This window comes from Pseudomonas sp. NY15364 (assembly GCF_048068235.1).
GTDB classification, from domain to species: domain Bacteria; phylum Pseudomonadota; class Gammaproteobacteria; order Pseudomonadales; family Pseudomonadaceae; genus Aquipseudomonas; species Aquipseudomonas mendocina_D.
On the sequence record NZ_JBLUPX010000003.1, the window covers coordinates 234,803 to 259,234 of the forward strand.

The 24,432-nt window shown below is 61.4% G+C and carries 28 protein-coding genes; 20 read left to right on the forward strand and 8 right to left on the reverse strand.

Features of this window, described 5'->3' with window-relative positions:
- Positions 1-127 precede the first annotated feature (127 nt).
- From ACNFCJ_RS04675 to ACNFCJ_RS04705, 7 genes are all read left to right on the forward strand, one after another.
- Complete coding sequence (locus ACNFCJ_RS04675) at positions 128-694, forward strand: antibiotic biosynthesis monooxygenase (RefSeq protein ID WP_416770062.1); 567 nt, start codon at positions 128-130, stop codon at positions 692-694.
- Between the two features lie 315 nt (positions 695-1,009).
- Positions 1,010-1,720 (forward strand): dihydromonapterin reductase, encoded by a 711-nt coding sequence (gene folM, locus ACNFCJ_RS04680; protein ID WP_416770064.1) that lies wholly within the window; start codon positions 1,010-1,012, stop codon positions 1,718-1,720.
- A 22-nt stretch (positions 1,721-1,742) separates the two neighbouring features.
- The gene (gene folE / locus ACNFCJ_RS04685) at positions 1,743-2,303 is read left to right on the forward strand and encodes a GTP cyclohydrolase I FolE (RefSeq protein ID WP_416770065.1); all 561 of its coding nucleotides are present in this window, start codon (positions 1,743-1,745) and stop codon (positions 2,301-2,303) included.
- Positions 2,303-2,674, forward strand: coding sequence for a dihydroneopterin triphosphate 2'-epimerase (gene folX / locus ACNFCJ_RS04690; RefSeq protein WP_003462464.1), 372 nt, complete (start codon positions 2,303-2,305; stop codon positions 2,672-2,674). The genes folE and folX overlap by 1 nt, the downstream gene beginning before the upstream one ends.
- 75 nt (positions 2,675-2,749) lie before the next feature.
- A complete protein-coding gene (locus ACNFCJ_RS04695; RefSeq protein WP_256833502.1) occupies positions 2,750-3,043 on the forward strand; it encodes a DUF1244 domain-containing protein in 294 nt (97 codons plus the stop codon).
- Positions 3,040-3,381, forward strand: a complete 342-nt coding sequence (locus ACNFCJ_RS04700) for a HopJ type III effector protein (RefSeq protein ID WP_416770067.1) — start codon at positions 3,040-3,042, stop codon at positions 3,379-3,381. Before ACNFCJ_RS04695 ends, ACNFCJ_RS04700 begins: the two co-directional genes overlap by 4 nt.
- 163 nt (positions 3,382-3,544) lie before the next feature.
- Positions 3,545-4,132, forward strand: a complete 588-nt coding sequence (locus ACNFCJ_RS04705) for a putative glycolipid-binding domain-containing protein (protein WP_416770069.1) — start codon at positions 3,545-3,547, stop codon at positions 4,130-4,132.
- A 109-nt stretch (positions 4,133-4,241) separates the two neighbouring features.
- On the opposite strand, the gene ACNFCJ_RS04710 is transcribed toward ACNFCJ_RS04705, so the two are convergent.
- Both ACNFCJ_RS04710 and ACNFCJ_RS04715 read right to left on the reverse strand, forming a co-directional pair.
- Positions 4,242-4,571, reverse strand: a complete 330-nt coding sequence (locus ACNFCJ_RS04710) for an AzlD domain-containing protein (RefSeq protein WP_416770071.1) — start codon at positions 4,569-4,571, stop codon at positions 4,242-4,244.
- Positions 4,571-5,281 carry an AzlC family ABC transporter permease gene (locus ACNFCJ_RS04715; protein WP_416770073.1) on the reverse strand — a complete coding sequence of 237 codons (711 nt, stop codon included), beginning with the start codon at positions 5,279-5,281 and terminating at the stop codon, positions 4,571-4,573. Before ACNFCJ_RS04715 ends, ACNFCJ_RS04710 begins: the two co-directional genes overlap by 1 nt.
- A gap of 255 nt (positions 5,282-5,536) precedes the next feature.
- Here ACNFCJ_RS04715 and ACNFCJ_RS04720 point away from each other — a divergent pair, with 255 nt between their 5' ends.
- The 3 genes from ACNFCJ_RS04720 to ACNFCJ_RS04730 are packed head-to-tail and all read left to right on the forward strand — an operon-like array spanning position 5,537 to position 9,127.
- Entirely contained in the window at positions 5,537-6,949 is a 1,413-nt protein-coding gene (locus tag ACNFCJ_RS04720; protein WP_416770074.1) for a di-heme oxidoredictase family protein, read from the forward strand.
- 10 nt (positions 6,950-6,959) lie between these two features.
- The gene (locus ACNFCJ_RS04725) at positions 6,960-8,021 is read left to right on the forward strand and encodes an imelysin family protein (protein ID WP_416770076.1); all 1,062 of its coding nucleotides are present in this window, start codon (positions 6,960-6,962) and stop codon (positions 8,019-8,021) included.
- A gap of 2 nt (positions 8,022-8,023) precedes the next feature.
- Positions 8,024-9,127, forward strand: a complete 1,104-nt coding sequence (locus tag ACNFCJ_RS04730) for a DUF1513 domain-containing protein (protein ID WP_416770078.1) — start codon at positions 8,024-8,026, stop codon at positions 9,125-9,127.
- Here ACNFCJ_RS04730 and ACNFCJ_RS04735 read toward each other — a convergent pair whose 3' ends face one another.
- Positions 9,128-10,153, reverse strand: a complete 1,026-nt coding sequence (locus ACNFCJ_RS04735) for a LacI family DNA-binding transcriptional regulator (protein WP_416770080.1) — start codon at positions 10,151-10,153, stop codon at positions 9,128-9,130.
- A 369-nt stretch (positions 10,154-10,522) separates the two neighbouring features.
- Here ACNFCJ_RS04735 and ACNFCJ_RS04740 point away from each other — a divergent pair, with 369 nt between their 5' ends.
- From ACNFCJ_RS04740 to ACNFCJ_RS04765, 6 genes are all read left to right on the forward strand, one after another.
- Positions 10,523-11,350 (forward strand): NAD-dependent epimerase/dehydratase family protein, encoded by an 828-nt coding sequence (locus ACNFCJ_RS04740; RefSeq protein WP_416770082.1) that lies wholly within the window; start codon positions 10,523-10,525, stop codon positions 11,348-11,350.
- Positions 11,351-11,405: 55 nt separating this feature from the next.
- Positions 11,406-12,281: a glucurono-1,5-lactonase gene (locus tag ACNFCJ_RS04745; protein ID WP_416770084.1), complete on the forward strand. Its 876-nt coding sequence runs from the start codon at positions 11,406-11,408 to the stop codon at positions 12,279-12,281.
- Positions 12,282-12,358: 77 nt separating this feature from the next.
- Positions 12,359-13,333 carry a TRAP transporter substrate-binding protein gene (locus ACNFCJ_RS04750; protein ID WP_125880581.1) on the forward strand — a complete coding sequence of 325 codons (975 nt, stop codon included), beginning with the start codon at positions 12,359-12,361 and terminating at the stop codon, positions 13,331-13,333.
- 59 nt (positions 13,334-13,392) lie between these two features.
- Positions 13,393-13,920, forward strand: a complete 528-nt coding sequence (locus tag ACNFCJ_RS04755) for a TRAP transporter small permease (protein WP_416770086.1) — start codon at positions 13,393-13,395, stop codon at positions 13,918-13,920.
- Positions 13,921-15,201, forward strand: coding sequence for a TRAP transporter large permease (locus ACNFCJ_RS04760; RefSeq protein WP_416770088.1), 1,281 nt, complete (start codon positions 13,921-13,923; stop codon positions 15,199-15,201).
- A 92-nt stretch (positions 15,202-15,293) separates the two neighbouring features.
- Positions 15,294-16,199, forward strand: a complete 906-nt coding sequence (locus ACNFCJ_RS04765) for an EamA family transporter (protein ID WP_075749101.1) — start codon at positions 15,294-15,296, stop codon at positions 16,197-16,199.
- Between the two features lie 80 nt (positions 16,200-16,279).
- Here the strand turns inward: ACNFCJ_RS04765 and ACNFCJ_RS04770 are convergent, their stop codons facing one another.
- Positions 16,280-17,035 (reverse strand): FadR/GntR family transcriptional regulator, encoded by a 756-nt coding sequence (locus ACNFCJ_RS04770; RefSeq protein WP_099525710.1) that lies wholly within the window; start codon positions 17,033-17,035, stop codon positions 16,280-16,282.
- A gap of 107 nt (positions 17,036-17,142) precedes the next feature.
- Here ACNFCJ_RS04770 and ACNFCJ_RS04775 point away from each other — a divergent pair, with 107 nt between their 5' ends.
- Positions 17,143-18,018, forward strand: a complete 876-nt coding sequence (locus tag ACNFCJ_RS04775; RefSeq protein WP_416770090.1) for an aldose 1-epimerase — start codon at positions 17,143-17,145, stop codon at positions 18,016-18,018.
- Positions 18,019-18,262: 244 nt separating this feature from the next.
- Positions 18,263-18,481 carry a hypothetical protein gene (locus ACNFCJ_RS04780; protein WP_099525712.1) on the forward strand — a complete coding sequence of 73 codons (219 nt, stop codon included), beginning with the start codon at positions 18,263-18,265 and terminating at the stop codon, positions 18,479-18,481.
- A gap of 48 nt (positions 18,482-18,529) precedes the next feature.
- Here the strand turns inward: ACNFCJ_RS04780 and ACNFCJ_RS04785 are convergent, their stop codons facing one another.
- Positions 18,530-20,014: a helicase HerA-like domain-containing protein gene (locus ACNFCJ_RS04785; protein ID WP_416770092.1), complete on the reverse strand. Its 1,485-nt coding sequence runs from the start codon at positions 20,012-20,014 to the stop codon at positions 18,530-18,532.
- Positions 20,015-20,169: 155 nt separating this feature from the next.
- Here ACNFCJ_RS04785 and ACNFCJ_RS04790 point away from each other — a divergent pair, with 155 nt between their 5' ends.
- Positions 20,170-22,047 carry a methyl-accepting chemotaxis protein gene (locus ACNFCJ_RS04790; RefSeq protein ID WP_125880584.1) on the forward strand — a complete coding sequence of 626 codons (1,878 nt, stop codon included), beginning with the start codon at positions 20,170-20,172 and terminating at the stop codon, positions 22,045-22,047.
- A gap of 41 nt (positions 22,048-22,088) precedes the next feature.
- Here ACNFCJ_RS04790 and ACNFCJ_RS04795 read toward each other — a convergent pair whose 3' ends face one another.
- The 3 genes from ACNFCJ_RS04795 to purU are packed head-to-tail and all read right to left on the reverse strand — an operon-like array spanning position 22,089 to position 23,602.
- Entirely contained in the window at positions 22,089-22,268 is a 180-nt protein-coding gene (locus ACNFCJ_RS04795; protein ID WP_099525715.1) for a hypothetical protein, read from the reverse strand.
- Positions 22,269-22,279: 11 nt separating this feature from the next.
- Positions 22,280-22,705 carry a CBS domain-containing protein gene (locus ACNFCJ_RS04800; RefSeq protein WP_099525716.1) on the reverse strand — a complete coding sequence of 142 codons (426 nt, stop codon included), beginning with the start codon at positions 22,703-22,705 and terminating at the stop codon, positions 22,280-22,282.
- 45 nt (positions 22,706-22,750) lie between these two features.
- Entirely contained in the window at positions 22,751-23,602 is an 852-nt protein-coding gene (purU, locus tag ACNFCJ_RS04805) for a formyltetrahydrofolate deformylase (protein WP_099525717.1), read from the reverse strand.
- Between the two features lie 296 nt (positions 23,603-23,898).
- Between purU and mvaT the strand changes: the two genes are divergently transcribed.
- Positions 23,899-24,273, forward strand: coding sequence for a histone-like nucleoid-structuring protein MvaT (mvaT, locus tag ACNFCJ_RS04810; protein WP_179574214.1), 375 nt, complete (start codon positions 23,899-23,901; stop codon positions 24,271-24,273).
- The last annotated feature ends 159 nt before the right edge of the window (positions 24,274-24,432 follow it).

Consider the following 24,432-nt stretch of genomic DNA (forward strand, 5'->3'; position numbering starts at 1 on the left):
GCGGGGCTGGCTAATTTTCGTAAAACGGGAATAATCCTTGCTGCAATTTTCGTCGAGCACACCACCCCGTGCTCGATCGCGCCCTACGCCACACCCCGGCTGACGGCAACACTCGAGGAGATACAAAATGTCCCCCGTAACCCTGATGGTGGCGCGCCGCGTCGCCAATGGTCGTTATCACGACTTCATCACCTGGCTGCGTGAAGGCGAACACCTGGCCACCGACTTTCCGGGCTATCTCGGCTCCGGCGTGCTGGCACCGCCCGCCGATGACGATGAGTTTCAGATCGTCTTCCGCTTCAGCGACGAACAGACCATGGCCTCCTGGGAGCATTCCGCTTCGCGCCAGGCGTGGCTGCAGCGTGGTGCGGGACTTTTCGCCCAACCGCAGGAAAAGCGAGCAGTCGGCCTCGATGCCTGGTTCGGCAGCGCCCACCGCCAAGCTCCGCGCTGGAAGCAAAGCGTGGCGATCTGGCTGGCGTTCTTTCCGGTGTCGCTGGCTTTCAATCTGCTGTTCGGCCCCTGGCTTGCCGACCTGTCGCTGGTAACCCGCGTACTGCTGTCGACGCTGGCCCTGACGCCCCTGATGACCTACCTGTTCATTCCGCTGTCCACGCGCCTGCTGGAACCCTGGCTGCAGGGCAACTACCCGCAGCGCCTGAGCCGACGCGCCGCCAGCCTCGGTAAATCCTGATAGCTCCCTCCTCCCCCATCGGCCAGCCTCGCGCTGGCCGATTTCGTTGTACAAGCCGCCGACACCTATACAAAAACAACAATCCGTACAAGTAAAGTATAGAAAGCGCCTACCCAGAACTCCGGTAAAAAGCCTTTAAACTCAGTTAAATAGGCTTACACACCGACCCCCATAGCAAAAACACATGGCACGCACGATTGTACAAGCTGCAGCTCTGGTATAACTTTATCCGAGGTCTGCCGAGTATCGCCTGTCACGGGTCAAGTGACCTAAGACGTAAACGTCCGGCCTTTCCATTTTTCATGCGAGTCGCACATGAGCGCTGCCAGCTTTCCCATCCTGATTACCGGCGCCGGCCAGCGAGTGGGCCTCTACTGTGCCGAGCGCCTGCTCGACGCGGGCCAGCCGGTGATCATCAGCTACCGCCAGGAGCGCGATAGCATCGCGCAGCTGCGTGAGCGTGGCGCCGTCGCCTTACAGGCCGACTTCAGTGACGAGACCGGCATTCTGGCTTTCATCGAACAACTCAAGGCGCAGTGCAACGGCCTGCGGGCGATTGTGCACAACGCCTCGGATTGGCTGGCCGAAACACCCGGCGAAGAAGCCGATGCCTTCCGCCAGCTGTTCAGCGTGCACATGCTCGCGCCCTACCTGATCAACCTGCACTGCAGTGACCTGCTGCTGCAGTCGGAACAGGCCGATATCGTTCACGTCAGCGATGACGTGGTGCGCAAGGGCAGCGCCAATCGCCCCGCCTACTGCGCAAGTAAGGCAGGCCTGGAAAGCCTGACGCTGTCGTTCGCCGCACGTCTGGCGCCGCGCATCAAGGTCAATACCATCGCGCCGGCTTTACTGATGTTCAACGCTGGCGATGACGACGCCTACCGCACCAAGACGCTGGCCAAATCGGCGCTGGGCATAGAACCCGGCCCGCAGGCTTTCTACCAGACTTTGCGCTACCTGCTGGACAACCCTTACGTAACCGGAACCACCCTTACCCTCAACGGCGGCCGCCACCTCAAGTGACGCGGCTGCCCAGGACACTGCCATGAGCCATCCTCTTTCCCAGCAATACCGCGAGATCCTTGTCGGCCTCGGTGAAAACCCCGAGCGCGAAGGCCTTCTCGACACACCGAAACGCGCCGCCAAGGCCATGCAGTACCTTTGCCACGGCTACCAGCAGTCGCTGGAGGAAATCGTCAACGGCGCGCTGTTCGAGTCCGACAATGACGAGATGGTGATCGTCAAGGACATCGAGCTGTACTCGCTGTGCGAACACCACCTGCTGCCCTTCATCGGCAAGGCACATGTCGCCTACATCCCCACCGGCAAGGTACTCGGGCTGTCCAAGGTGGCACGCATCGTCGACATGTATGCACGGCGCCTGCAGATCCAGGAAAACCTCACCAAGCAGATCGCCGATGCCATCCAGCAGGTGACCAACGCCGCTGGCGTCGCGGTGGTGATCGAGGCCAAGCACATGTGCATGATGATGCGTGGCGTGGAGAAGCAGAACTCGGTGATGAGCAGCTCGGTGATGCTTGGCGCTTTCCGCGAGTCCTGCAACACTCGCCACGAATTTCTGCAACTGATCGGACGGAACAACTAATGCCGCGACTGGAACCCGGAATGGCGCGCATCCGCGTCAAGGACCTGCGCCTGCGCACCTACATCGGCATCAAGGAAGAAGAGATCAACAACAAGCAGGACGTGTTGATCAACCTGACCATCCTCTACCCCGCCGTCGATGCGGTAGAGGTCAACGATATCGAGCATGCGCTGAACTACCGCACCATCACCAAGGCGATCATCGCCCATGTCGAAGGTAATCGCTTCGCTCTGCTCGAACGCCTGACCCAGGAAATCCTCGACCTGGTGATGACCCATCAGGCCGTGCGTTACGCCGAAGTGGAAGTGGACAAACCGCATGCCCTGCGTTTCGCCGAATCGGTATCCATCACCCTGGCCGGCCATCGCTGACAGCCGCCTTCGGCGGCTTGTCGCCTCCCTGCGCGGCTCTTATCATCGCCGCCACCTAATCCCGGAGAGCCCACCATGACCGAGCAAGAACGCCTCGAACTGGAAGCTGCAGCCTTTCGCGCATTGGTGCAGCACCTGCGCAGCCGTCCTGACGTGCAGAACATCGACCTGATGAACCTGGCCGGTTTCTGCCGCAACTGCCTGTCCAAGTGGTACAAGGCCGCCGCCGACGACTTCGGTGTCGAGGTCAGCGCCGACCAGGCCCGCGAGACCGTCTACGGCATGCCCTATGCCGACTGGAAGGCCAAGTATCAGAAAGAAGCGTCGGCCGAACAGCAAGCCGCCTTTGCAAAAGGAAAGCATGAATGACCGCTCTCAACGAGCTGCGTAAGCGCCTGCAACAGGATGACTACGCCTTCAGTGAAACCCTGGCGTTCGTCGCCGCGCACTACGACTATCAGCCCAGCGCCTTCCGCAATGGCAACGTGGAAAACGCCGCGGGCCAGAACGAAGGTTCCTGCAAGACCCTGGGCCTGGCCCTGCTGGAAGGGTTCAGCAACGACGAGGCGCTGCGTGCCTTCGGAGAGCACTACCGCAGTGTGCTGGCCACGCCCGAGGGCAGCGATCACGGCAATATCCGTGCGCTGATGGCTCATGGCCTGGACGGCGTGAAGTTCGAGCAGCAACCGCTGAAGTCGAAAGGCTGAATCTATAGCGCAAAAACCTGCGCAACTGTCGGCAAAAGCTGACAGACATCACATCGCTATCGCTTTATCCTGCGCGCCATAACAAACATGGAACACGAGGGAACGTGTTCTGCGCGCAGTGGCGCCCTTCCCTCCTGTTTCGCGCTCGGCATGGAGTCGACCGATGCAGCAAACCCTGGTATGGAAACCCTGGTACACCCCCGGCGTGGAAACCCTGCGTCTGAGCCAGGATGCCAATGGCGTCCATGCGACCAGCCATCTCATGCAAGTCATCAAGGGCGACAGCATCGTTGCCAACTATCTGATCGATTGCGACCCGCGCTGGCGCTTCCGCCGTCTCTGGCTGAAAGTCGACAACCACGGCCAGCGCAACCTCTGCCTGCAGCGTGATCTGCGCGGCAACTGGCTGCTCAATGGCGTACCGCGTCCCGATCTGCAGCAATGCCAGCACGTCATGCTCTCGGCCTCACCCTTCACCCACACCCCTGCCCTGCAACGCAGCGCCCTGGAAGCCGGGCAGAGTGATGAGATGCAGGTCGCCTACATCGACATGCTCAGCCTCAAGGTGGAACCGCGCCAGCAGCGTTATCACTGCCTGCGTCGTCGCCCGGGCGAAAGCCTCTACCGCAGCCAGGCCGAAGGGCGTGCGCACGAGGAACTGAGCGTCGACGACCAGGCGCTGCTGCTCAAGGCAGACGAGCAGTACCTGCGCCTGAGCCAGCGCGAGCTCAAGGTCAGCGCGCTGGTGTAGCGGGCTTCCAGCGATCCTCCCCGGTAGGGTGCGCCACGCACACTGTGAATACGGCGGTATTTGTCTGGTGCGCGCAACGCACCCTACGCAAAGCCAAGGCACGCGCCACTCAGATCGGTAACTGCCCGAACGCCCAGCGCAGCAGAAAGAACACCAGCAATCCCCCACCGATGGTCGCCAGCAAGTGCCGCGTGAACGCCGCGATGGCAATGGCCGCCACACCGGCCAGCAGGTACGCGTTGTTCCAGCTGAGCATCCAAACCTGCCCGTCCGGCATCAGCATGCCGGGTATCACTATGGCTGTCAGCACCGCAGTCGGCACGTAATGCAGCCCCTGCCTGATCAATGGAGGAAAGCGCAGGTCCGGAAACGCGAATAGGCTGTAGCGGGTGATGAAGGTGATCGCCAGCATGCCCAGGATTAACAACCAGATATCCATCAGAGCATTTCCTCCTGCAGCACCGGGTTGCGCCGCTCCAACCACACGCCGACGACGATGCCACTGGCCGCCGCAGCCATTAGCCCAAGCTTGTAGGGCAAGGCATGGCACGCCAGCGCCACGCCTGCCGCGACCAGGGCCGCAGCGACCTGCGGTTGGTTACGCAGCATGGGCACAACGATGCCGATAAAGGTCGCCAGCATGGCGAAATCCAGCCCCCACTCACCGATATTTGGCACCGCCTGGCCGAACAGCACGCCGACCAGCGTGCACAGCTGCCAGTTGCAGTACATGGCCAGGGCCGCGCCGAGAAAGTACCAATGGCGGTATGTGCCCTGGTCACCCCGCGCATAGCGCTGCACCACCACTGCATAGGCCTCATCGGTCAGGCCGAAGGCCAACGGCACGCGCCAGCGCTTGGGCAGATGGCGGACGTGGGGCTGCATGCTGGCGCTGTACAGAGCATGGCGCAGATTGACCACCAGAGTGGTCAGCAGGACCACGGCGATACCGGCGCCACCGCTCAACAGGCTGATGGCGATGAACTGCGCCGAACCGGCGAAAACCAGCAAGGACATGCCCTGGGTCTGCCAGGGATCGAGCCCGGCAGCGCCTGCCAGGCTGCCGAAGATGATGCCGAATGGAATCGCGCCGAGCAGCATGGGCAGCATATCGCGGGCGCCCTGGGTGAATTCGTGTTGACGGGACATGGAACCTCCTTGGGCAGGCGAGCTTAGCCAAACGCCCCTGGCAGGTCTTGAACGTTCTTGCTCTCAATCAGCACCACTCTCTGAAGCCGCAGCCACTGCATAGATAATCGAAGAAGCTGATGACAGGGAAAGAATGATGCCGGCATACCCCGCGACCTCTGGCCGCGTCTAGATAACGCTAATCCATCTTATTTAAATTCCGTTAGCCTGCTAATCTTGGCGCCCCGCTTCTCTGCCTGTTCGGATTGTTCCTCGATGTCGCTGCTCCAGCACTGCCTGCTGCCCTTTCTGGCCCTGTCTTTGATCGCTTGCGAACAGCAGCCTGAATTCACCCAGGCAGAGCCTGGCGAACATCTCTCGGCCGGTGCGGCGACGGTACGCAAGTTCGATCAAAACGCCTTCTCCCTGCCTTCGGCGAACCTCGCACCCAGCCGTCGCCTGGATTTCGCCGTGGGCAACAGCTTCTTCCGTAATCCCTGGGTCACGGCGCCAGCCACCACCACAGCGCGCGATGGCCTGGGCCCGCTGTTCAATACTAATGCCTGCCAGAACTGCCATATCAAGGACGGTCGCGGCCATCCACCGGGGCCAGATGCGGTCAGCGCCACTTCGATGCTGGTGCGTCTGTCGATACCGGCCGGCCCGGAGCATGCCGAGGTGCTGATCCAACAGGGCGTGGTCGCCGAGCCCACCTACGGCACCCAGATGCAGGACATGGCCAACCCCGGTGTTGCTCCCGAAGGCAAGATACGCGTGACCTACAGCAGCGTGCCTCTGCGCTTCGCCGACGGCACAGTGGTGGAATTGCGCAAGCCAGAGCTGATCATCAGCCAGCTCGGTTACGGCGACATGCACCCCGACACCCGGTTCTCGGCACGCATCGCCCCGCCGATGATCGGCCTCGGCCTGCTCGAAGCCATCGCCGAAGAAGACATCCTGGCCGGCGCCGATCCGGATGACGCCGATGGCGATGGTATTTCCGGTCGTCCCAATTGGGTCTGGGACCGCCAGCAGCAGCGCAGTGCACTTGGCCGTTTCGGCTGGAAGGCTGGCCAACCCAACCTCAATCAGCAAAATGCCGAAGCCTTCGCCAATGACATGGGCCTGACCAGCTCGCTGATCCCTCACGACAACTGCACCACGGCGCAAACCGATTGCCTGGCCGCGCCCCATGGCGGCGAACCGGAAGTCAGCGACAACATCCTCGCCAGCGTGCTGTTCTACAGTCGTAACCTGGGCGTGCCGGCACGGCGTGACGTCGACTCGCCTGACGTGCTCAAGGGCAAGAGCCTGTTCCACCAGGCCGGTTGCCAGAAGTGCCACACCCCCAGTTTCACCACATCGGCCGATGCGGCGGAGCCGGAATTGGCCAGCCAACTGATCCGGCCTTATACGGACATGCTGCTGCACGACATGGGCGAGGGGCTGGCCGATGGCCGCGAGGAGTTTCTCGCCAACGGTCGTGAATGGCGCACGGCGCCGCTGTGGGGCATTGGTTTGACGCAAACGGTCAATGGCCATACTCAGTTCCTGCATGACGGCCGTGCCCGTAACCTGCTGGAAGCCATTCTCTGGCACGGTGGCGAGGCCGAAGCGGCCAAGCAGCAGGTGCTGCGTTTCGATAGCGATGAGCGAGCAGCGCTGCTCGCCTTCCTGAATTCTCTTTAAGGAGCCTGCGATGTTGCACAAAACCCTGATCGCCTCTCTGCTCGGCCTGGCCCTGGTCGGCTGCGGCCAGCAGGACCCGAAAGCCAAGGTCAGCGCGGCGCTGACCGATGGCGTGCTGCTGCCGGCCTACAGCAGCTGGCAGGAAGCCGACCGCCAGTTGGCCGTGAATGCCGAAGCCTTCTGCGCCGGTAACGTCGATCTGAGCACTGCTCGCCAGGCCTTTCTCGGCGCGCAAAGTGCCTGGGCCGGCTTGCAGCCGTTGCTGGTCGGGCCGCTGGCCGAAGGCAACCGCGCCTGGCAAATTCAGTTCTGGCCGGACAAGAAGAACCTGGTCCAGCGCCAGGTCGAAGCCCTGCTGAAGAACAAGCCGCAGCTGAGCGCGGATGACCTGTCCAATGCCAGCGTGGTGGTGCAGGGCCTGACCGCCTACGAATACATTCTCTTCGACCCCAATCTGGACCTCGCCCAGGCCGACCAGAAAGCCCGCTACTGCCCGCTGTTGCAGGCCATCGGCAAGCACCAGCAAGCCCTGGCCGCGGAGATAGTCGGCGAGTGGCAAGCCAAATCTGGCATGGCCGAACAGCTGAAGCAGTTTCCCAACGAACGCTACGCCGACGCCAACGAGGCCATCGCCGAACTGTTGCGGGTGCAGGTCAGCGCCCTGGACGGCCTGAAGAAGAAGCTCGGTGCGCCGATGGGCCGCCAGAGCAAGGGCATCGCCCAGCCTTACCAGGCCGAAGCCTGGCGCAGTGCCGCCAGCCTGGCCAACCAGGGTGCGGCGCTGGCCAATGCCGAACTGCTGTGGCACGGCAGCAACCGTGATGGTATTCAATCGCTGCTGGGCGAAGATCAGGCCGACCTGGCCAAACGCATCGACGACGCTTACCAGGACACCCGCCAGCGCCTGGCTGCACTCGACAGCCCACTGGTCGAACTGCTCGCCGACGAAGCCGGTCGCACCGCCCTGAACGAGCTGTACGACAGCCTCAATCGTCTGCACCGCCTGCAGGAAAGCGAGCTGGCCAAAGCGCTCGGTGTGCAGATCGGCTTCAACGCCCACGACGGAGACTGAGCATGCAACGCAGAGCCTTCCTCGGCCTCAGTGCAGCCGCCGCCAGCCTGGCGGCCGCGGGTGCCTTTGGCGGCTGGACGCTGTTCGGCCCATCAGGACAACCGTTGCTGCTGTCAGCCCGTGACGATGGCGACGGCAACCACTACGCGGTCGGCTATCGCCTCGACGGTGAACGCGCCTTCGCCACTCCGGTGAACGAACGCTGCCATGACGTGGTGCCGCACCCCAGCCTGCCCATGGCCCTGTTCGTCGGCCGCCGCCCCAGCACCGAGAGCTACCTGATCGACACCCGCGACGGTCGCCTGGTGCAAACGCTGGCCTCGCCGGCCGGGCGTCATTTCAACGGCCACGCGGTGTTCCACAAGGGCGGCGAGTGGCTGTACGCCACCGAGAACGACACCACCGAGCCAGGCCGTGGCGTGATTGGCACCTATCGCCTGCAGGGTGAGCAGTTGCTGCGCGCGGCTGAACACAGCAGCCACGGCGTAGGCCCGCACCAACTGCTGTGGATGCCCGATGGCGAAACCCTGGTGGTGGCCAACGGCGGCATCCGCACCGAAGCGGAAAGCCGCGTCGATATGAACCTCGATGCCATGCAGGCCAGCCTGGTGCTGATGCAGCGCGACGGCAGCCTGGTCAGCCAGGAGTATCTGGCCGACCAGCAGAACAGCATCCGCCACCTCGCTGTCGCGCGCGACGGCACGGTGGTCAGCGGCCAGCAGTACATGGGCGACCTGCACGATCAAGTACCGCTACTGGCGATCAAACGCCCCGGTCAGCCCTTCCAGCCGTTCGCCCTGGGCGAGCCTCAGCGTGCGGCGATGAACCAGTACACCGCCAGCGTGGCGATCCATGACGAGCTGCGCCTGCTGGCGATGACCGCACCGCGCGGCAACCGCTTCTTCATCTGGGATCTGGACAGTGCACAGGTGCGCCTGGACGTGCCGCTGCCGGACTGCGCAGGTGTCGGTGCGGTGGCCGATGGTTTCGTGGTGACCTCGGGCCAGGGCCGTTGTCGCCTGTACGATTGCCGCGGCGAACGCATCGCCACCCAGGCTCTGCAACTACCCGCCGGGTTGTGGGACAACCACCTGCGCCTGGCCTGATCAGGCGCTGCCGCGTTCGATCAGCTCGAAACCGACATCCATGCGCAGCGGCTGACGCGCAGCGGCCGGCTCGGCAATACGCGCCAGCAGCGCATCGGCGATGGCACAGCCGATACGCGGCCCGTCCACTCGCACGGTGGAAAGCGGCGGATGGGTATGGGCGGCGCTGGACAGGTCGCCGAAGCCCATCACCGCCAGATCCTCGGGAATGCGCAGGCCGCGGCTGAGCGCCTCGGCCATCACCCCTTGCGCTACGGTGTCGGAACTGCAGACCACCACGTCGCCAGCGACGCCCTCGCGCAGCAGCCTGCCCAGCCCCTCGCGGCCAACCGCCAGAGTCGCCGGCGCGGGCAAAATCTGTGCAGCCACCGGCGCATCTACATGACCTTGCAGCGCCTCTGTCAGGCTTCGATAACGGCGCATGCCACGTGGGTCATCGATGCCCACCATCGACACGCGACGGTAGCCCTTGCCGATCAGATAGCTCGCCACCGCCTGGCCAACGGCCTCGTGCGAGAAGCCGACCAGCATATCCACCGGGTGCTCACACAGATCCCAGGCCTCGACCAGGGGGATACCGACTCGCGCCAGGCGCTCGCGGCTGGCCTGGGTGTGCTCGGTACCGGTCAGCACGATGCCATCCGGTCGACGCCCCAACACCGCCTCGAGCAAGGCTTCCTCCTGTTCCGGACGATAGCCAGTCAGGCCCAGCAGGGTCTGATAGCCCGCCGCTGCCAGGCGGTCGGTCAGCGCCTGCACGGTGTCGGCGAAGATCGAGTTGGCAATGGTCGGCAGGAAAATCGCCACCAGTCGACTACGACTTGAAGCCAGCGCCCCCGCGGCAAGGTTGGGGACATAACCGGTCGCCCGAACCGCTTCCAGCACGCGCTTACGGGTCGCATCGGTGACCACTTCAGGCCGGCCGAGTGCACGCGATACGGTAATCGGCGACACCCCTGCGACCTTGGCGACATCGATCAAGGTCGGGGCCGCACTGCTGCGGATGCCAGCAGGTTTCCTGCCCATGTCACGCCTCCAGTCACTCGAACACCTCGCATAAGGAGGCACGCCAACCTGATCGAGATATGTTGTCATACAACTTTAGTCAAACAGGCATCGAGCATACCGACCCTGCACCAGTCTGATGCTACCCGAACTGCTCGAATAAACTGTAGCAACACGATTAACTGCCGTGGTAGAGCCAACCAAGCTATATTTCCGTTCCCCAGATCGACTCATTGAGCAGACTGAATCGGCTCAGTTACGAGCAAAAGAAACACCTCGATTTCCACCTCTGTCGCGTTGACATTGCCGAAGTGGGTGCTGATAATCGATCCAAGTCATACGACAACGTATGACAAACCAATAACAACAAGCAAGAGTCCAGGCCCCGCCATGACCACGACCTCCAGCGAACTGCGCCCCTTCAATCGCCTGCTGCTGACCGGCGCCGCCGGCGGCCTGGGCAAGGTACTGCGCGAACGCCTGCGCCCCTACGCCACTATCCTGCGTCTCTCCGATATCAGTGAAATGGCCCCTGCTGTCGGCCCCCACGAAGAAGTGGTGCGCTGCGATCTGGCAGACAAAGCCGCCGTGCATCAACTGATCGAGGGCGTCGACGCCATCCTGCACTTCGGCGGCGTCTCGGTCGAGCGCCCCTTCGAGGAAATCCTCGGTGCCAACATCTGCGGCGTATTCCATGTCTACGAAGCGGCCCGCCGCCATGGCGTGAAACGCGTGGTGTTCGCCAGCTCCAACCACGTCATCGGCTTCTACAAGCAGGACGAACATCTCGACGCCAACTGCCTGCGCCGCCCGGATGGCTACTACGGCCTGTCCAAGTCCTACGGCGAAGACATGGCCAGTTTCTACTTCGATCGCTACGGCATCGAGACCGTCAGCATCCGCATCGGCTCCTCATTCCCCGAGCCAGCCAACCGCCGCATGATGAGCACCTGGCTGAGCTACGACGACCTCACCCACCTGATCGAACGCTGCCTGTACGCCCCGAACGTTGGCCACACGGTGGTCTACGGCATGTCTAACAACCGCGACGTGTGGTGGGACAACAGCAAGGCCGCGCACCTGGGCTTCCAGCCCAAGGACAGTTCGGAAATCTTCCGCGACAAGGTGGAAACACAGCCGATGCCTGCAGCCGACGACCCCGCACGTATTTACCAGGGCGGAGCCTTCGTCGCCGCCGGCCCGTTCGGCGACGACTGAACACGGCGCCACCGCTGCCCTACGCCATAACAACAAAATAGAGCGCCTGAATGCCATGACAGCCGAACTGATTGTCGATGCGCGCAACGCCACGGGTGAAAGCCCTGTCTGGAACGCTGCCGAACAGGCTTTGTACTGGGCCGATATCCCTGCCGCCCGCCTGCACCGCTGGTCCGCAGCCGATGGCCAGACGCAGAGCTGGCAGGCCGATGAGATGCTCGCCTGCATCGCCATGCATCCCGCTGGTGGCTGGATCGCAGGCATGCAGAGCGGCATCTTCCACCTGCGTCCGCAAGCCGATGGCAGCGTAAAGGCCGAGCGTCTGGCGCAGGTCGAACATGCCCGCGCGGAAATGCGCTTCAACGATGGCCGCTGCGACCGCCAAGGCCGCCTCTGGGCCGGCACCATGCTGCTGGACATGGCTCAGGGCGCACGCGTCGGTGCTCTGTATCGCTACGACGGCCAGTTGCAACAGGTGCTCGACGACCTCATCGTGCCCAACGGCCTGGCCTTCAGCCCTGACGGCCGCACCATGTACCTGTCCGATTCGCACCCGAGCGTACAAAGCGTCTGGGCCTTCGATTACGACACCGACAGCGGCACGCCGCACAACCGCCGCCTGTTCATCGACATGAAGCAGCATCCAGGCCGCCCCGACGGCGCAGCGATGGATGTCGACGGCTGCTACTGGATCTGCGGCAACGACGAAGGCCTGGTCCACCGCTTCACCCCCGATGGCCGCCTCGACCGCTCGCTCGCCGTACCGGTGAAGAAGCCCGCCATGTGCGCCTTCGGCGGCGCCAATCTGGACACCCTGTTCGTTACCTCAATCCGCCCCGGCGGCGACCTCTCCGACCAGCCACTGGCCGGCGGTGTGTTCGCTCTGCAAGCCGGCGTCTGCGGCATAGAGGAGCCGGCTTTCCATCCCTGACCCGATTCACCCCGGGCCGTTCGCGGCACCGGACTCACACTGCTGTAAACCAACAACAACAAGACGGAGTTTTCCGCATGAACCTGAAACGTAAGTTGCTTCTCGCCACACTTCCTCTAGCGCTCGGTCTGTCCTCCTTCGTGCAGGCCGAGACGACCTTGAAAATTGCCGAAATCCACCCGGCCGGCTACCCGACCGTAGTCGCAATGGAAAACCTCGGCAAGAAGCTGGAAGCGGCCACCAACGGCGAAATCAAGTCCCGGATGTTCTCGGGTGGTGTGCTGGGTTCCGAGAAGGAAGTGATCGAACAGACCCAGATCGGCGCCGTCCAGCTGACTCGCGTCAGCCTTGGCTCGGTCGGCCCGGTAGTGCCTGCCACCAACGTCTTCAACATGCCGTTCGTGTTCCGCGATATCGACCACATGCGCAAAGTGGTCGACGGTGAAATCGGTCAGGAAATCCTCGACGCCATCACCAACTCCGACTTCAACATGGTCGGTCTGGCCTGGATGGAAGCCGGTAGCCGCAGCCTGTACACCAAGAAGCCGGTACGCAAGCTGGAAGACCTCAAGGGTATGAAGATCCGCGTGATCGGCAACCCGCTGTTCATCGACACCCTCAACGCCATGGGCGCCAACGGCATCGCCATGGACACCGGCGAGATCTTCAGCGCCCTGCAGAGCGGCGTGATCGACGGCGCCGAGAACAACTCGCCGACCCTGCTCGAGCACAACCACTTCCGTGCGGCCAAGTACTACACCCAGACGCATCACCTGATCCTCCCCGAACCGCTGCTGATGTCCAAGACCACCTGGAACAAGCTGACTGCGGATCAGCAAGCACTGGTCAAGAAGCTGGCCAAAGAAGCCCAGCTGGAAGAGCGCGACCTGTGGGTTGCCAAGGAAAAGGCCAGCGACGAGAAGCTCAAGGCTGAAGGCGTCGAGTTCATCGAAGTCGACACCAAGCCGTTCTACGACGCTACCGCCCCGGTACGTGAGAAGTACGGTGCTCAGTTCGCCGACCTGATCAAGCGCATCGAAGCCGTTCAGTAATCCACGCGCAAGCGCGCGGCGCCGGCATCTCGCCTGCGCCGCGCAACCGGTGAAGTCTCATGAAAAACCTGGTTCTGGGCGTCAATGACGCCATCTACCGTGCCTGTATCGCGACCGCCGGCCTGGCGATCGTGATCATGGCCACGATCATCCCCTGGGGCGTCTTCAGCCGTTATGTGCTGGGTCAAGGGCTGGGCTGGCCCGAGCCCATTTCAGTGCTATTGATGGTGCTGTTCACCTTCGTCGGTGCCGCTGCCGGCTACCGCGCGAGTGCCCACATGGCCGTGACCTCACTGACCGATCGCCTGCCTCAAATACTGGAGCCGCTGATCACGCTGTTCGTGCGCCTGGTCATGGGCGGCATCGCGCTGTTCATGCTGATCTGGGGTTACAAGCTCTGCGCAGCGACCTGGAACCAGTACCTCAGCACACTGCCTTCGGTACGCGTCGGCATCAGCTACATGCCCATTCCGCTGGGCGGTTTCATCACCCTCCTGTTCGTCATCGAACAACTGCTGTACGGCGATCAACACAAGCGCCGTGCCGTCGACTTCGAACACACTGAAGATTCCAAGGAGGCAGTGTAAATGGATGCCGCCATTCTCCTGGGCAGTTTTATTGTCCTTATCCTCCTGCGCGTTCCGGTTGCTTATTCGCTCGGCGTTTCCGCGCTGATCGGCGCCTGGTGGATCGATATTCCCCTGCATGCCGTGATGATCCAGATCTCCGGCGGTGTAAACAAATTTTCCCTGCTGGCCATTCCGTTCTTCGTCCTGGCCGGCGCGATCATGGCCGAAGGTGGCATGGCTCGCCGCCTGGTGGCGTTCGCCGGGGTGCTGGTCGGTTTTGTCCGTGGCGGCCTGTCACTGGTCAACATCACCGCCTCGACCTTCTTCGGTGCCATCTCCGGCTCCTCCCTGGCCGATACCGCCTCGGTCGGTTCGGTGCTGATCCCGGAAATGGAAAAGAAAGGCTACCCGCGCGAGTTTTCCACTGCGGTCACCGTCTCCGGTTCGGTGCAAGCACTGCTCACTCCGCCCAGCCACAACTCGGTGATCTATTCACTGGCCGCTGGCGGCACAGTGTCCATCGCCGCACTGTTCGTGGCCGGTATCGGCCCGGGTCTGTTGATGAGTGCAACCCTGGCCACGCTGTGCCTGTGGTTCGCGAAGGCACGTAACTACCCGAAAGGCGAAGTCATTCCGCTGCGCCAGGCGATCAAGATCTGCGTGGAAGCGCTGTGGGGCCTGATGACCATGTTCATCATCCTCGGCGGCATTCTCTCCGGCATCTTCACCGCCACCGAGTCCGCTGCCGTGGCCGTGATCTGGGCCTTCTTCGTGACCATGTTCATCTACCGCGACTACAAGTGGCGTGAACTGCCGAAGATGCTGCACCGCACCGTGCGTACGCTGTCGATCGTGATGATCCTCATCGCCTTCGCCGCCGCCTTCGGCTACATCATGACCCTGATGCAGATTCCGTCGAAGATCACCACTGCGTTCCTGGCCTTCTCGGACAACCGCTACGTGATCCTGATGTGCGTGAACTTCATGTTGCTGGTGCTGGGCACGCTGATGGACATGGCTCCGCTGATCCTGATCCTCACCCCGATTCTGCTGCCTGTCGTCACCTCTTTCGGTGTAGACCCGGTACACTTCGGCATGATCATGCTGGTCAACCTGGGTATCGGCCTGATCACGCCACCGGTAGGGGCTGTGCTCTTCGTCGGCGCCGCAATCGGCAAGGTCACCATCGAAAATACCGTGAAGGCACTGCTGCCGTTCTACGTGGCACTGTTCATGGTGCTGATGTTGGTGACTTACGTCCCGGCTATCTCCCTGTGGCTGCCGAGCGTCGTGCTCTGACAGCAACCCGGGCACTGAACCACAACGCCGCTCAATCGGGCGGCGTTTTGCTTCAGGGCCTGATTTCAAGACCATGACAACAGGATTTCGTCATGCAAGGTTCCACCCCGTTTCCGCGTCACATCGCCGTCCTGATCCTCGCCACACTGGCTTGCTCGTTCGCGGGCAACCACATCGCTGCGCGGATCGCCTTTGACCACGACACCGGACTGCTGCTGGCAATGCTCGCGCGTGCCGGCGTGACGCTGGTCGCGCTGGCCGCCTTGGTACTGTGGCGACGTGAATCGCTGAAACTGGGTCGCGCTACCTGGGGCTGGCAAATCCTGCTGGGCCTGCTGATCGCCATCCAGAGCTTCTGCATCTACTCGGCGGTGGCGCGTATTCCAGTGGCGCTGGCACTGCTGGTGGTCAACCTTTCGCCGATCCTACTGGCTTTGCTCACCTGGGCGCTCGGCGGTGCGGCGCCAACCCGCCAGGCGCTGGCCATCATGGGCGTGATTCTCTTCGGCCTGGTACTGGTGCTCGATGTTCCGGGTCGCCTGGCCAGCGCCGATGCGCCAGATGGTGAGTGGGTCGCCGGCATCCTGTTCAGCCTGACCGCAGCCGCCGTGTTCGCCGTGGCGCTATGGATCACCGAAAATCGCCTGTCGAAAATTGCCGGCTCGGTGCGCAGCATGCTGACCCTGGCGGTGGTGTTCAGCGCCTCGACCCTGCTGGGTAGCAGCGGCCTGATTCCGGGCGGCCTTAGTATGCCCAACGCCAGCGCTGGCTGGATCGCACTGGCCTGCCTGGTGCTGCTCTACGGCGCGGCCTTCTCCACCCTATTCATTTGCATGCCGCGCCTGAACATCGCGCGCAATGCACCCGTGATGAACATGGAGCCGGTGGCCGGCATGATCCTGGGTTGGCTGGTTCTGGGTCAGGTACTGGGGGCATTGCAGGTCGTCGGTGGCCTGATCGTGGTCGGCGGCATCGTCGCCCTGGCCTACCGCCGCTAGATGGCGGCATGCGCGTCCAGTTTTCCCTACCGCTAAAACGCACTCGGCGGCTCAAGGCCGCCGAGTGCATTCAACAGGTTTCAGCCGTGCAGCGCTTCCGCCTCGGCTGCTTCGTGCGCCTGACGCAGACGCTCGCGGCTGTTGGTCAGGTGCAGGCGCATCGCTGCCCGCGCCGCCTCGGCATCCTGGCGCGCGATGGCTTCGAAGATCTGCTCATGCTCGCGCTCCAGGCGCGCCATGTAGTGGGTCTGATCGTCACGCGCCAAGCTGGCGGAATTGACCCGGGTACGCGGGATGATGCTGGTGCCCAGATGACTGAGAATATCGGTGAAGTAGCGGTTGCCGGTGGCCTCGGCAATGCGCAGGTGAAAATGGAAGTCCGAGGAAACTGCATCGCTGGCATGCATCGCACTCTCGTTGATGGCATCCAGCGCCTCGCGAATGGCCTTCAGTTGGACGTCATTACGACGCTGAGCAGCCATCCCGGCAGACTCCACCTCAAGGCTGATACGCAGCTCAAGAATGGCCAGCACATCGCGCAAGGTGACGATTGTCGCCGGGTCGATGCGAAAACCACTGGCGCTGGGCGTATCCAGCACGAAGGTGCCGATGCCGTGACGAGTCTCGACCAGGCCAGCGGCCTGCAAACGCGACAGCGCCTCGCGCACCACGGTGCGACTGACGCCCTGCTCTTCCATGATCGCCGACTCTGTCGGCAGCTTCTCACCGCGCTTGATCAACCCATCGCGAATGCGCTGCGACAGATCGGCTACCAGTTCCTGAGCCAGACTGCGGTGCTTGCGACGAGCACGAGGTTGAGCGTTTTGCATTTCCATGGCGGACGAGTTCTCGAATTAAGACTTGAGGCTTTGCCGTAATGATAGCCTAGCAGTTGTACGATGACACTATGAATTCCCGACAATTAAAGCCCTAGGAGCGTCAAATGCCAACGACCCTGCTGACTCTGAGCGATAACGTGACACAGTTGACTCTCGCCCCGGAACTGGGTGCAAGCCTGGTCAACTGGGTGCGCCTGAGCGACGGTCAGCCGCTGTTGCGCCACAGTGACGATCTGGCGCTGGCCACCTCCAATCCTCGGCGCCTGGCCTGCTACCCACTGCTGCCTTGGTCCAACCGCATCGGCGGGGGCGGCTTCACCACACCTACCGGTTGGCAAGCACTAAGCGCCAACACCGAACACGAAGCACTGCCGATACACGGCAGTGCCTGGCAACAACCCTGGCAGGTAGTCGATGTGACGTCCGACAGCGCCAGTCTGGAACTGCACAGCCAATCTCCTTTTCCCTATCGCGCCAATTTCCACATACGCCTAACTGACGGCTGCCTGCGACTGACGTTACAAGCCACCCATCTTGGCGAGCAGCCCACCTGGTACGGACTCGGCCTTCATCCTTATCTGCCGCGCACTGCGCATACACGCGTGCAAGCGCAAGCAGGCGGCGTCTGGTTATGCGGTGAAGACAAACTGTCCAGTCAGTGGGTCGAATTACCGCAGGCCTGGAACTTCACCGAGCCCACCTTGTTGCCACAGCAACTTGTCGATAATGCCTTTACCCACTGGCCCGGCAAGGCGCTTATCATTCAAGCAGACGCCGGTTATCAGCTAGTCTGCGAGGCGGAGGGCTGCGATGTGTTTCTATTGTTCTGCCCAGAGGCACAGAATTTCTTCTGTTTCGAACCCGTTACCCATCCGGTCAACGCCCATCATTTATCGGGGCAGCCTGGGCTAAAGCTGCTGGCAGCGAAGGAAAGCTGCCAGATGAGTTTCAGCCTGCATTATCAGGCGCTTGTGGGCTGATTACTGGACATTCAAAAGGAGCTGGTGATAATACCCGCCAGTTGCTCCATGCAACTTTTCTCGAAAAAAACTTACAAATAGATAAGTAACTGAAGAGAAAAGAGAAAGATGCAAAGCGTGAAACTTTGCAAATTTTTCTCCCAGCCGACCAAGGCGAAGCACTTTAGATTGATCCCTCAGCGCAACAATGAAACCTGGCGTTTCAGTTGTCGTGTGGGCCGATCACAACCTACAGGTAAAAACAGTGACGAAAGACGAACTGCGCGCCGAACTCGAGCGCCAGGCGCAGCGTTACAAGGATGTATACGGCGGCGAGGTCATTACCTACGCCGCTCAACCGGACCCCGACCGCAAACCCTGGCGCAAGAAACCCAGCCTGCTCGACCAGGCCTTCGATAAAGAAATCGAGAAAATCGAGAAGGAACGCCTGGAAAAGAAAGAAGCCGCCAGCGAATACGACTGACGCCCCGAGGGCGCATTGCAGCCGCGCGAAACGCGGCTGCAAGTAACTTCAGCGCTTCTTGCCTCCCATAAGCGCCCCCATCAAGCCCCGCACCAGTTGCCGACCGAGTTGATTGGCCGCTTGCCGCAGGGCGCTCTTCATCGCACCGCCGAGCAAGTCGCCCGCCATCTGTCCAAGCCCTTGCTCCTGCGCTGCGGGCTTGCCCTTGGTACTCGATTGCGCGGATACCTCAGCGGATGCCTGCGCAGCACGAGCAGTGAGCAGCTCATAGGCCGATTCGCGGTCGATGGGTTTGTCGTAACGCCCAGCCACGGGTGACTGACGCACCAACGCCGCACGCTCGGACTCATTCAGCGGGCCGATGCGCGATTGCGGCGGGGCGATGGCCACTCGCTGAACCATGGCCGGCGTGCCCTTCTCCTCCAGCGTACCGACCAACGCCTCGCCAATCCCCAACTCGGTGAGCACGCTGAGCGTGCTAAACGCCGGGTTCGGGCGAAAACCGTCAGCCACTGCCCGCAGGGATTTCTGTTCCTTGGCGGTGAAAGCACGCAGGCCGTGCTGGATGCGCAACCCCAACTGGGCCAGTACATCGTCCGGCAGATCGCTCGGCGACTGGGTGACGAAATACACCCCGACGCCCTTGGAGCGAATCAGCCGCACCACTTGTTCCAGACGCTCCTGCAGGGCCTTTGGGGTGCCCTGAAAGAGCAGATGCGCCTCGTCGAAGAACAACGCCAGTACCGGCTTATCGGCGTCGCCACGTTCCGGCAGTTGCTCGAACAGTTCCGCCAACAGCCACAACAGGAAGGTCGCATAAACCTTGGGCGCCTCATGAACCAGGCGGGAGGCATCGAGCAGGTGCACACGACCGCGGCCGTCGCGGTCAGGGTGCAACAGATCTTCGAGCTGCAGCGCAGGCTCGCCGAACAAGGCTTCGGCGCCCTGCTGCTCCAGCCCGGCCAGGCGACGCAACAACGCCTGTGCCGAGGTACTGGTGAACAGCGCGCTGTCCTCGCCCAACACCTGCGGACTGTCCTTGAGGTAGCCGAGCAGCGCTTTCAGGTCTTTCAGGTCGAGCAGCAATAGACCTTCGCGGTCAGCCACCTTGAACGCCGCGTAGAGCGCCGCCTGCTGACTGTCGGTCAGCTCAAGCAACGCGCCAAGCAGCAACGGCCCCATCTCGCTGAGGGTGGTACGCAGTGGGTGGCCACTCTGGCCATGCACATCCCACAGTGTCACCGGGTAGGCCTGTGGTTGATGATTCAGCCAGGGCATGCTGGCGATACGCTCGGCGACCTTGCCCTGCGGCGCACCGGCCGCGCCCAGACCACACAGATCCCCTTTGACGTCAGCAGCGAACACCGCCACCCCAGCGTCGCTGAACGTCTCGATCAACCGCTGCAGAGTTACTGTCTTGCCGGTGCCGGTAGCACCCGCAATAAGGCCGTGACGGTTGGCCAGGCGCAAAGACTGACCAACCGCCTGACCATCACTGCCAGCACCCAATACGAACTGTGAATTCAAAGGCATCTTGCCATCCCTCGGGTTAAAGCTTTACTGCAGATATACCGACAAAAAGGCAGAACAAACACCCACTCCCTCTGCCACAACAGCCCACGAAGCGCCCTTGCAGGCGCGCCGTGGAATACAAGACTGGTTCCAGAGCCATCCGGACGCAAGACAACATGAGCAAAAACCTGCAGTTTAGCCACAAGATTCTACTCGCAGCCTCACTGGTGGTGATTGCCGCCTTCTCGCTGTTCACCCTTTACAACGATTACCTGCAACGCAACGCCATCCGCGACGACCTGGAAAGCTATCTGCATGAAATGGGCAACGTGACCGCCAGCAACATCCAGAACTGGCTATCCGGACGCATCCTGCTGGTAGAAAGCGCTGCGCAATCGATCAGCAACGATAGCGAGCCGGATCGTGTGGTCAAACTGCTGGAGCAGAAGGCGCTAACCTCTTCCTTCGCCTTTACCTATCTGGGCACCGAAAGCGGCGGTTTCACCATGCGCCCGGACGAACAGATGCCCGCCGACTATGACCCTCGCACCCGCCCCTGGTATAAGGACGCCCTGGCCGCCGGCGGCACCACCCTTACCGAGCCTTATGTCGATGCCGCCACCGGCGAGCTGATCATCACCATCGCAACTCCGGCCAGGCCGGCTGGTGTGGTCGGCGGTGACCTGAGCCTGCAAACCCTGGTCAACATCATCAACGCGCTGGACTTCGACGGTATCGGCTATGCCTTCCTGATTAGCGCCGATGGCAAGATCCTGGTGCACCCGGACAAGAGCCTGGTGATGAAAAACCTCAAAGACATCTACCCGCAGAACACGCCGAGCATCAGCAAAGCCTTCAGCGAAGCCACGCTGGACGGCGACACTCGCATTCTCACCTTCACCCCGGTCCAGGGACTACCCTCGGTCAATTGGCATGTAGGTCTGTCGGTAGACAAAGCCAAGGCCTACTCGATGCTCAGCGATTTTCGCGCCTCAGCCATCGTTGCCACGGTGATTGCCGTGGTGCTGATCATTGTCCTCCTCGGCCTGCTGATCCGCGTGTTGATGCAACCACTGAACACCATGGGCAAAGCCATGGAAGACATTGCTCAGGGTGAAGGTGACCTGACCAAGCGCCTGGCGATTCAGTCCAACGACGAATTTGGCGCCCTCGCCAGCTCCTTCAATCGCTTCGTCGAGCGCATCCACAGCTCCATCCGTGAAGTGTCATCGGCAACCATACAGGTCAATGAAGTGGCCAAGCTGGTGGTCAATGCCTCCAACTCGTCGATGGCCAACTCCGACGAACAGGCCAGCCGCACCAACAGCGTGGCTGCGGCGATCAACCAGCTCGGCGCAGCTGCACAGGAAATCGCGCGCAACGCCGCCGATGCCTCGAATCAGGCATCGGATGCCCGTCATCAGGCAGAAGACGGCGGCAAAGTGGTGCAGCAGGCGATCCGTTCGATGAGCGAGCTATCGAACAAGATCAGCGATGCCTGCGCCAAGATCGAGATGCTCAATAGCAAGACCGTGGACATCGGCCAGATTCTCGAAGTGATCAAGAGCATCTCCCAGCAGACCAACCTGCTCGCGCTCAACGCCGCCATCGAAGCGGCTCGTGCCGGCGAAGCGGGGCGTGGTTTTGCCGTGGTGGCCGACGAGGTGCGCAACCTGGCACACCGCACTCAGGAATCGGCGCAGGAAATCGAGAAGATGATCGAGGAGCTGCAGGTCGGATCACGAGAATCGGTCACCACCATGACCGAGAGCCAACGCTACAGCGAAGAAAGCGTGGATATCGCCAACCAGGCCGGCGAACGATTGGGCACGGTGACGGCCCGTATCGGCGAGATCGATGGGATGAACCAGTCGGTGGCCACTGCCACCGAGGAGCAGACCTCGGTGATCGAATCACTGAACATGGACATCATCGAGATCAACACCCTCAACCAGGAAGGTGTGGAGAACCTGCAAGCCACCCTGCGTGCCTGCGGCGACCTGGAGCAACAAGCCGTGCGCCTCAAGCACCTGGTCGACAGCTTCCGCATCTGACTCTGTCGACAACAAGAAGGGCGCCGCGGCGCCCTTCCTGTTTATCGCTCGTGCTCAGGCTTGTCCTGGGTCTGCTCCTGCAACTGGCGCCACAGCTCGGCCGCATCGGCGAACTCAGTACCATCCTCTTCGCTCAATGCATCAGGGTCGTAACGCCGCACGCAGCCTTCCCCCAGCGTCGGGGGCGCCTTGGATGTCGCCTTGTCCAGCGGATCACTCATTGCCCCTCTCCTCAACCGACGCTCAGTTCACCCTGCTCATGCTGGGCGAATTCCTTGACGGCACGAAGCACGTCATGACGACTGATCTGACCGATCAGACGGCCGCTCTCGATCACCGGCATGCGCCGACGCCGCCCCCGCAGAAAGCGTTCTGACAGCTCGATGATGTCCGCCTCCGGGCTCACCGTTTCGACTTCGGTGGTCATGTAGGTGCTGACGGTACCGCCAACAGCTTCGTAGTAGGCACCGGAGAGAATGCCACGCAAACAGTCACCCTCCGACAGCAAGCCAATCAGGTGGCCTTGAGAATCGACCACCGGAGCCCCGGAAATACGGTGCTCCAGCAATCGATTGATGGCGGTGAACAGATCGGTATCCGACCTGAAGGTCACCAGATGGCGAGTCATGTAGTCGCGCACCTTGATGGACTTGAGCATGGGCATTCTCCTCTGACGTGCATCGGGCCGGCCCACGCAGCAAGATCAGTCGAACACCACCGTCTTGTTGTCGTGCACCAGCACTCGGTCTTCCAAGTGATAGCGTAGCCCACGCGCCAGCACCATCTTCTCCACGTCCTTGCCCAGACGCACCATTTCCTCGATATCGTCGCGATGCGTAACGCGGACTACATCCTGTTCGATGATCGGGCCGGCATCCAGTTCTTCGGTAACGTAATGAGATGTTGCACCGATCAGCTTCACGCCACGCAACGAGGCCTGGTGATAGGGCTTGGCGCCGACGAACGAGGGCAGGAAGCTGTGGTGAATATTGATCACACGCTGAGAGAACTCGGCACACAGCGCCGGCGGCAGGATCTGCATGTAACGCGCCAGGACGATGACATCGGCCTGATGCTCTTTGACCAGCCGCTCCACCTCGGCGAAGGCCGGTGCCTTGTCCTTGGGATCGACCGGAACATGGAAGTACGGAATGCCGTGCCACTCGACCATGCTGCGCAGATCGTCATGGTTGGCGATCACACAGGGAATCTCGCAGTCGAGTTCATTGCTGTGCCAACGATGCAGCAGATCGGCCAGGCAGTGCGACTCGCGACTGGCCATCAGCACCACACGCTTTTTCTGCGCCGAGTCGGTGACGCGCCACTCCATGGAGAACTCACGGGCAATCGGCGAGAACGCCTGCTTGAAACCATCCAGATCGAACGGCAGCGAGTCGGCACGGATTTCGTGGCGCATGAAGAACCAGCCACTCTGTGTATCGGAGTGGTGACTGGCTTCGGTAATCCAGCCGTTGTAGGTGGCAAGGAAATTACTGACTTTGGCAACGATACCGACGCGGTCAGGGCAGGAGATGACTAATCTGAACGTACGCATAACTAAAACCCCAATGGCGGCGCAAAAGTCGGCCATTCTAACGATATGGCGAAAAAACTGCAGCAGCCACGCACCTGCAACAGCCCGCGACTGAGCACCTAGAAAACGCACTATTTGAGCGCACGGAAAACTTCATGACCCAGTTGCTGTAGCCAATTTAACTTAAGCCAGAACGACACATAGGGTTGCATTGCATTTCGGTAATTTTGTGGCCCGCTGTTTACTTGTTATAAGTGCGTGACTATTATTGGATCACTGTTTACTACCACAGATTTATTCACGCCAAGGTAATGCCCATGTCGCTGATCAACGAATACCGCAACATCGAAGAAAGCATCAAAGAGCTCCAAGAGCGTCTGAAGAACATGTCGCAAGACGACAAGCTGAAGAAAGAGCTGGAATTCGAAGGCAAACTACGCACCCTGATGGGCGAATATCAGAAGTCGCTGCGCGATATCATCGCCCTGCTCGACCCTGAAGCCAAGACTGCCAAAGGCGTTCGTGCAGCCAAGCCTGCCGTCGTCAAGCGCGCACGCAAGGTCAAGCAGTACAAGAACCCGCATAGCGGCGAAGTGATCGAAACCAAAGGCGGCAACCACAAGACGCTTAAAGAGTGGAAAGCCAAGTGGGGCTCCGACGTAGTCGAAGGTTGGGCCACTCTGCTGGGCTAACTCCTTAGCGACACTCAAAACGCCAGCCATGCAGACTGTGTGAAAACATTCTGAACTGAACCGGTTCAATACAAACGCCTCGATTGATTCGGGGCGTTTGTGTTTTTACTGGTGCAATGATGCAAAGTGCAGCGCTCAGGTCAGCAGCTCGATCATGCG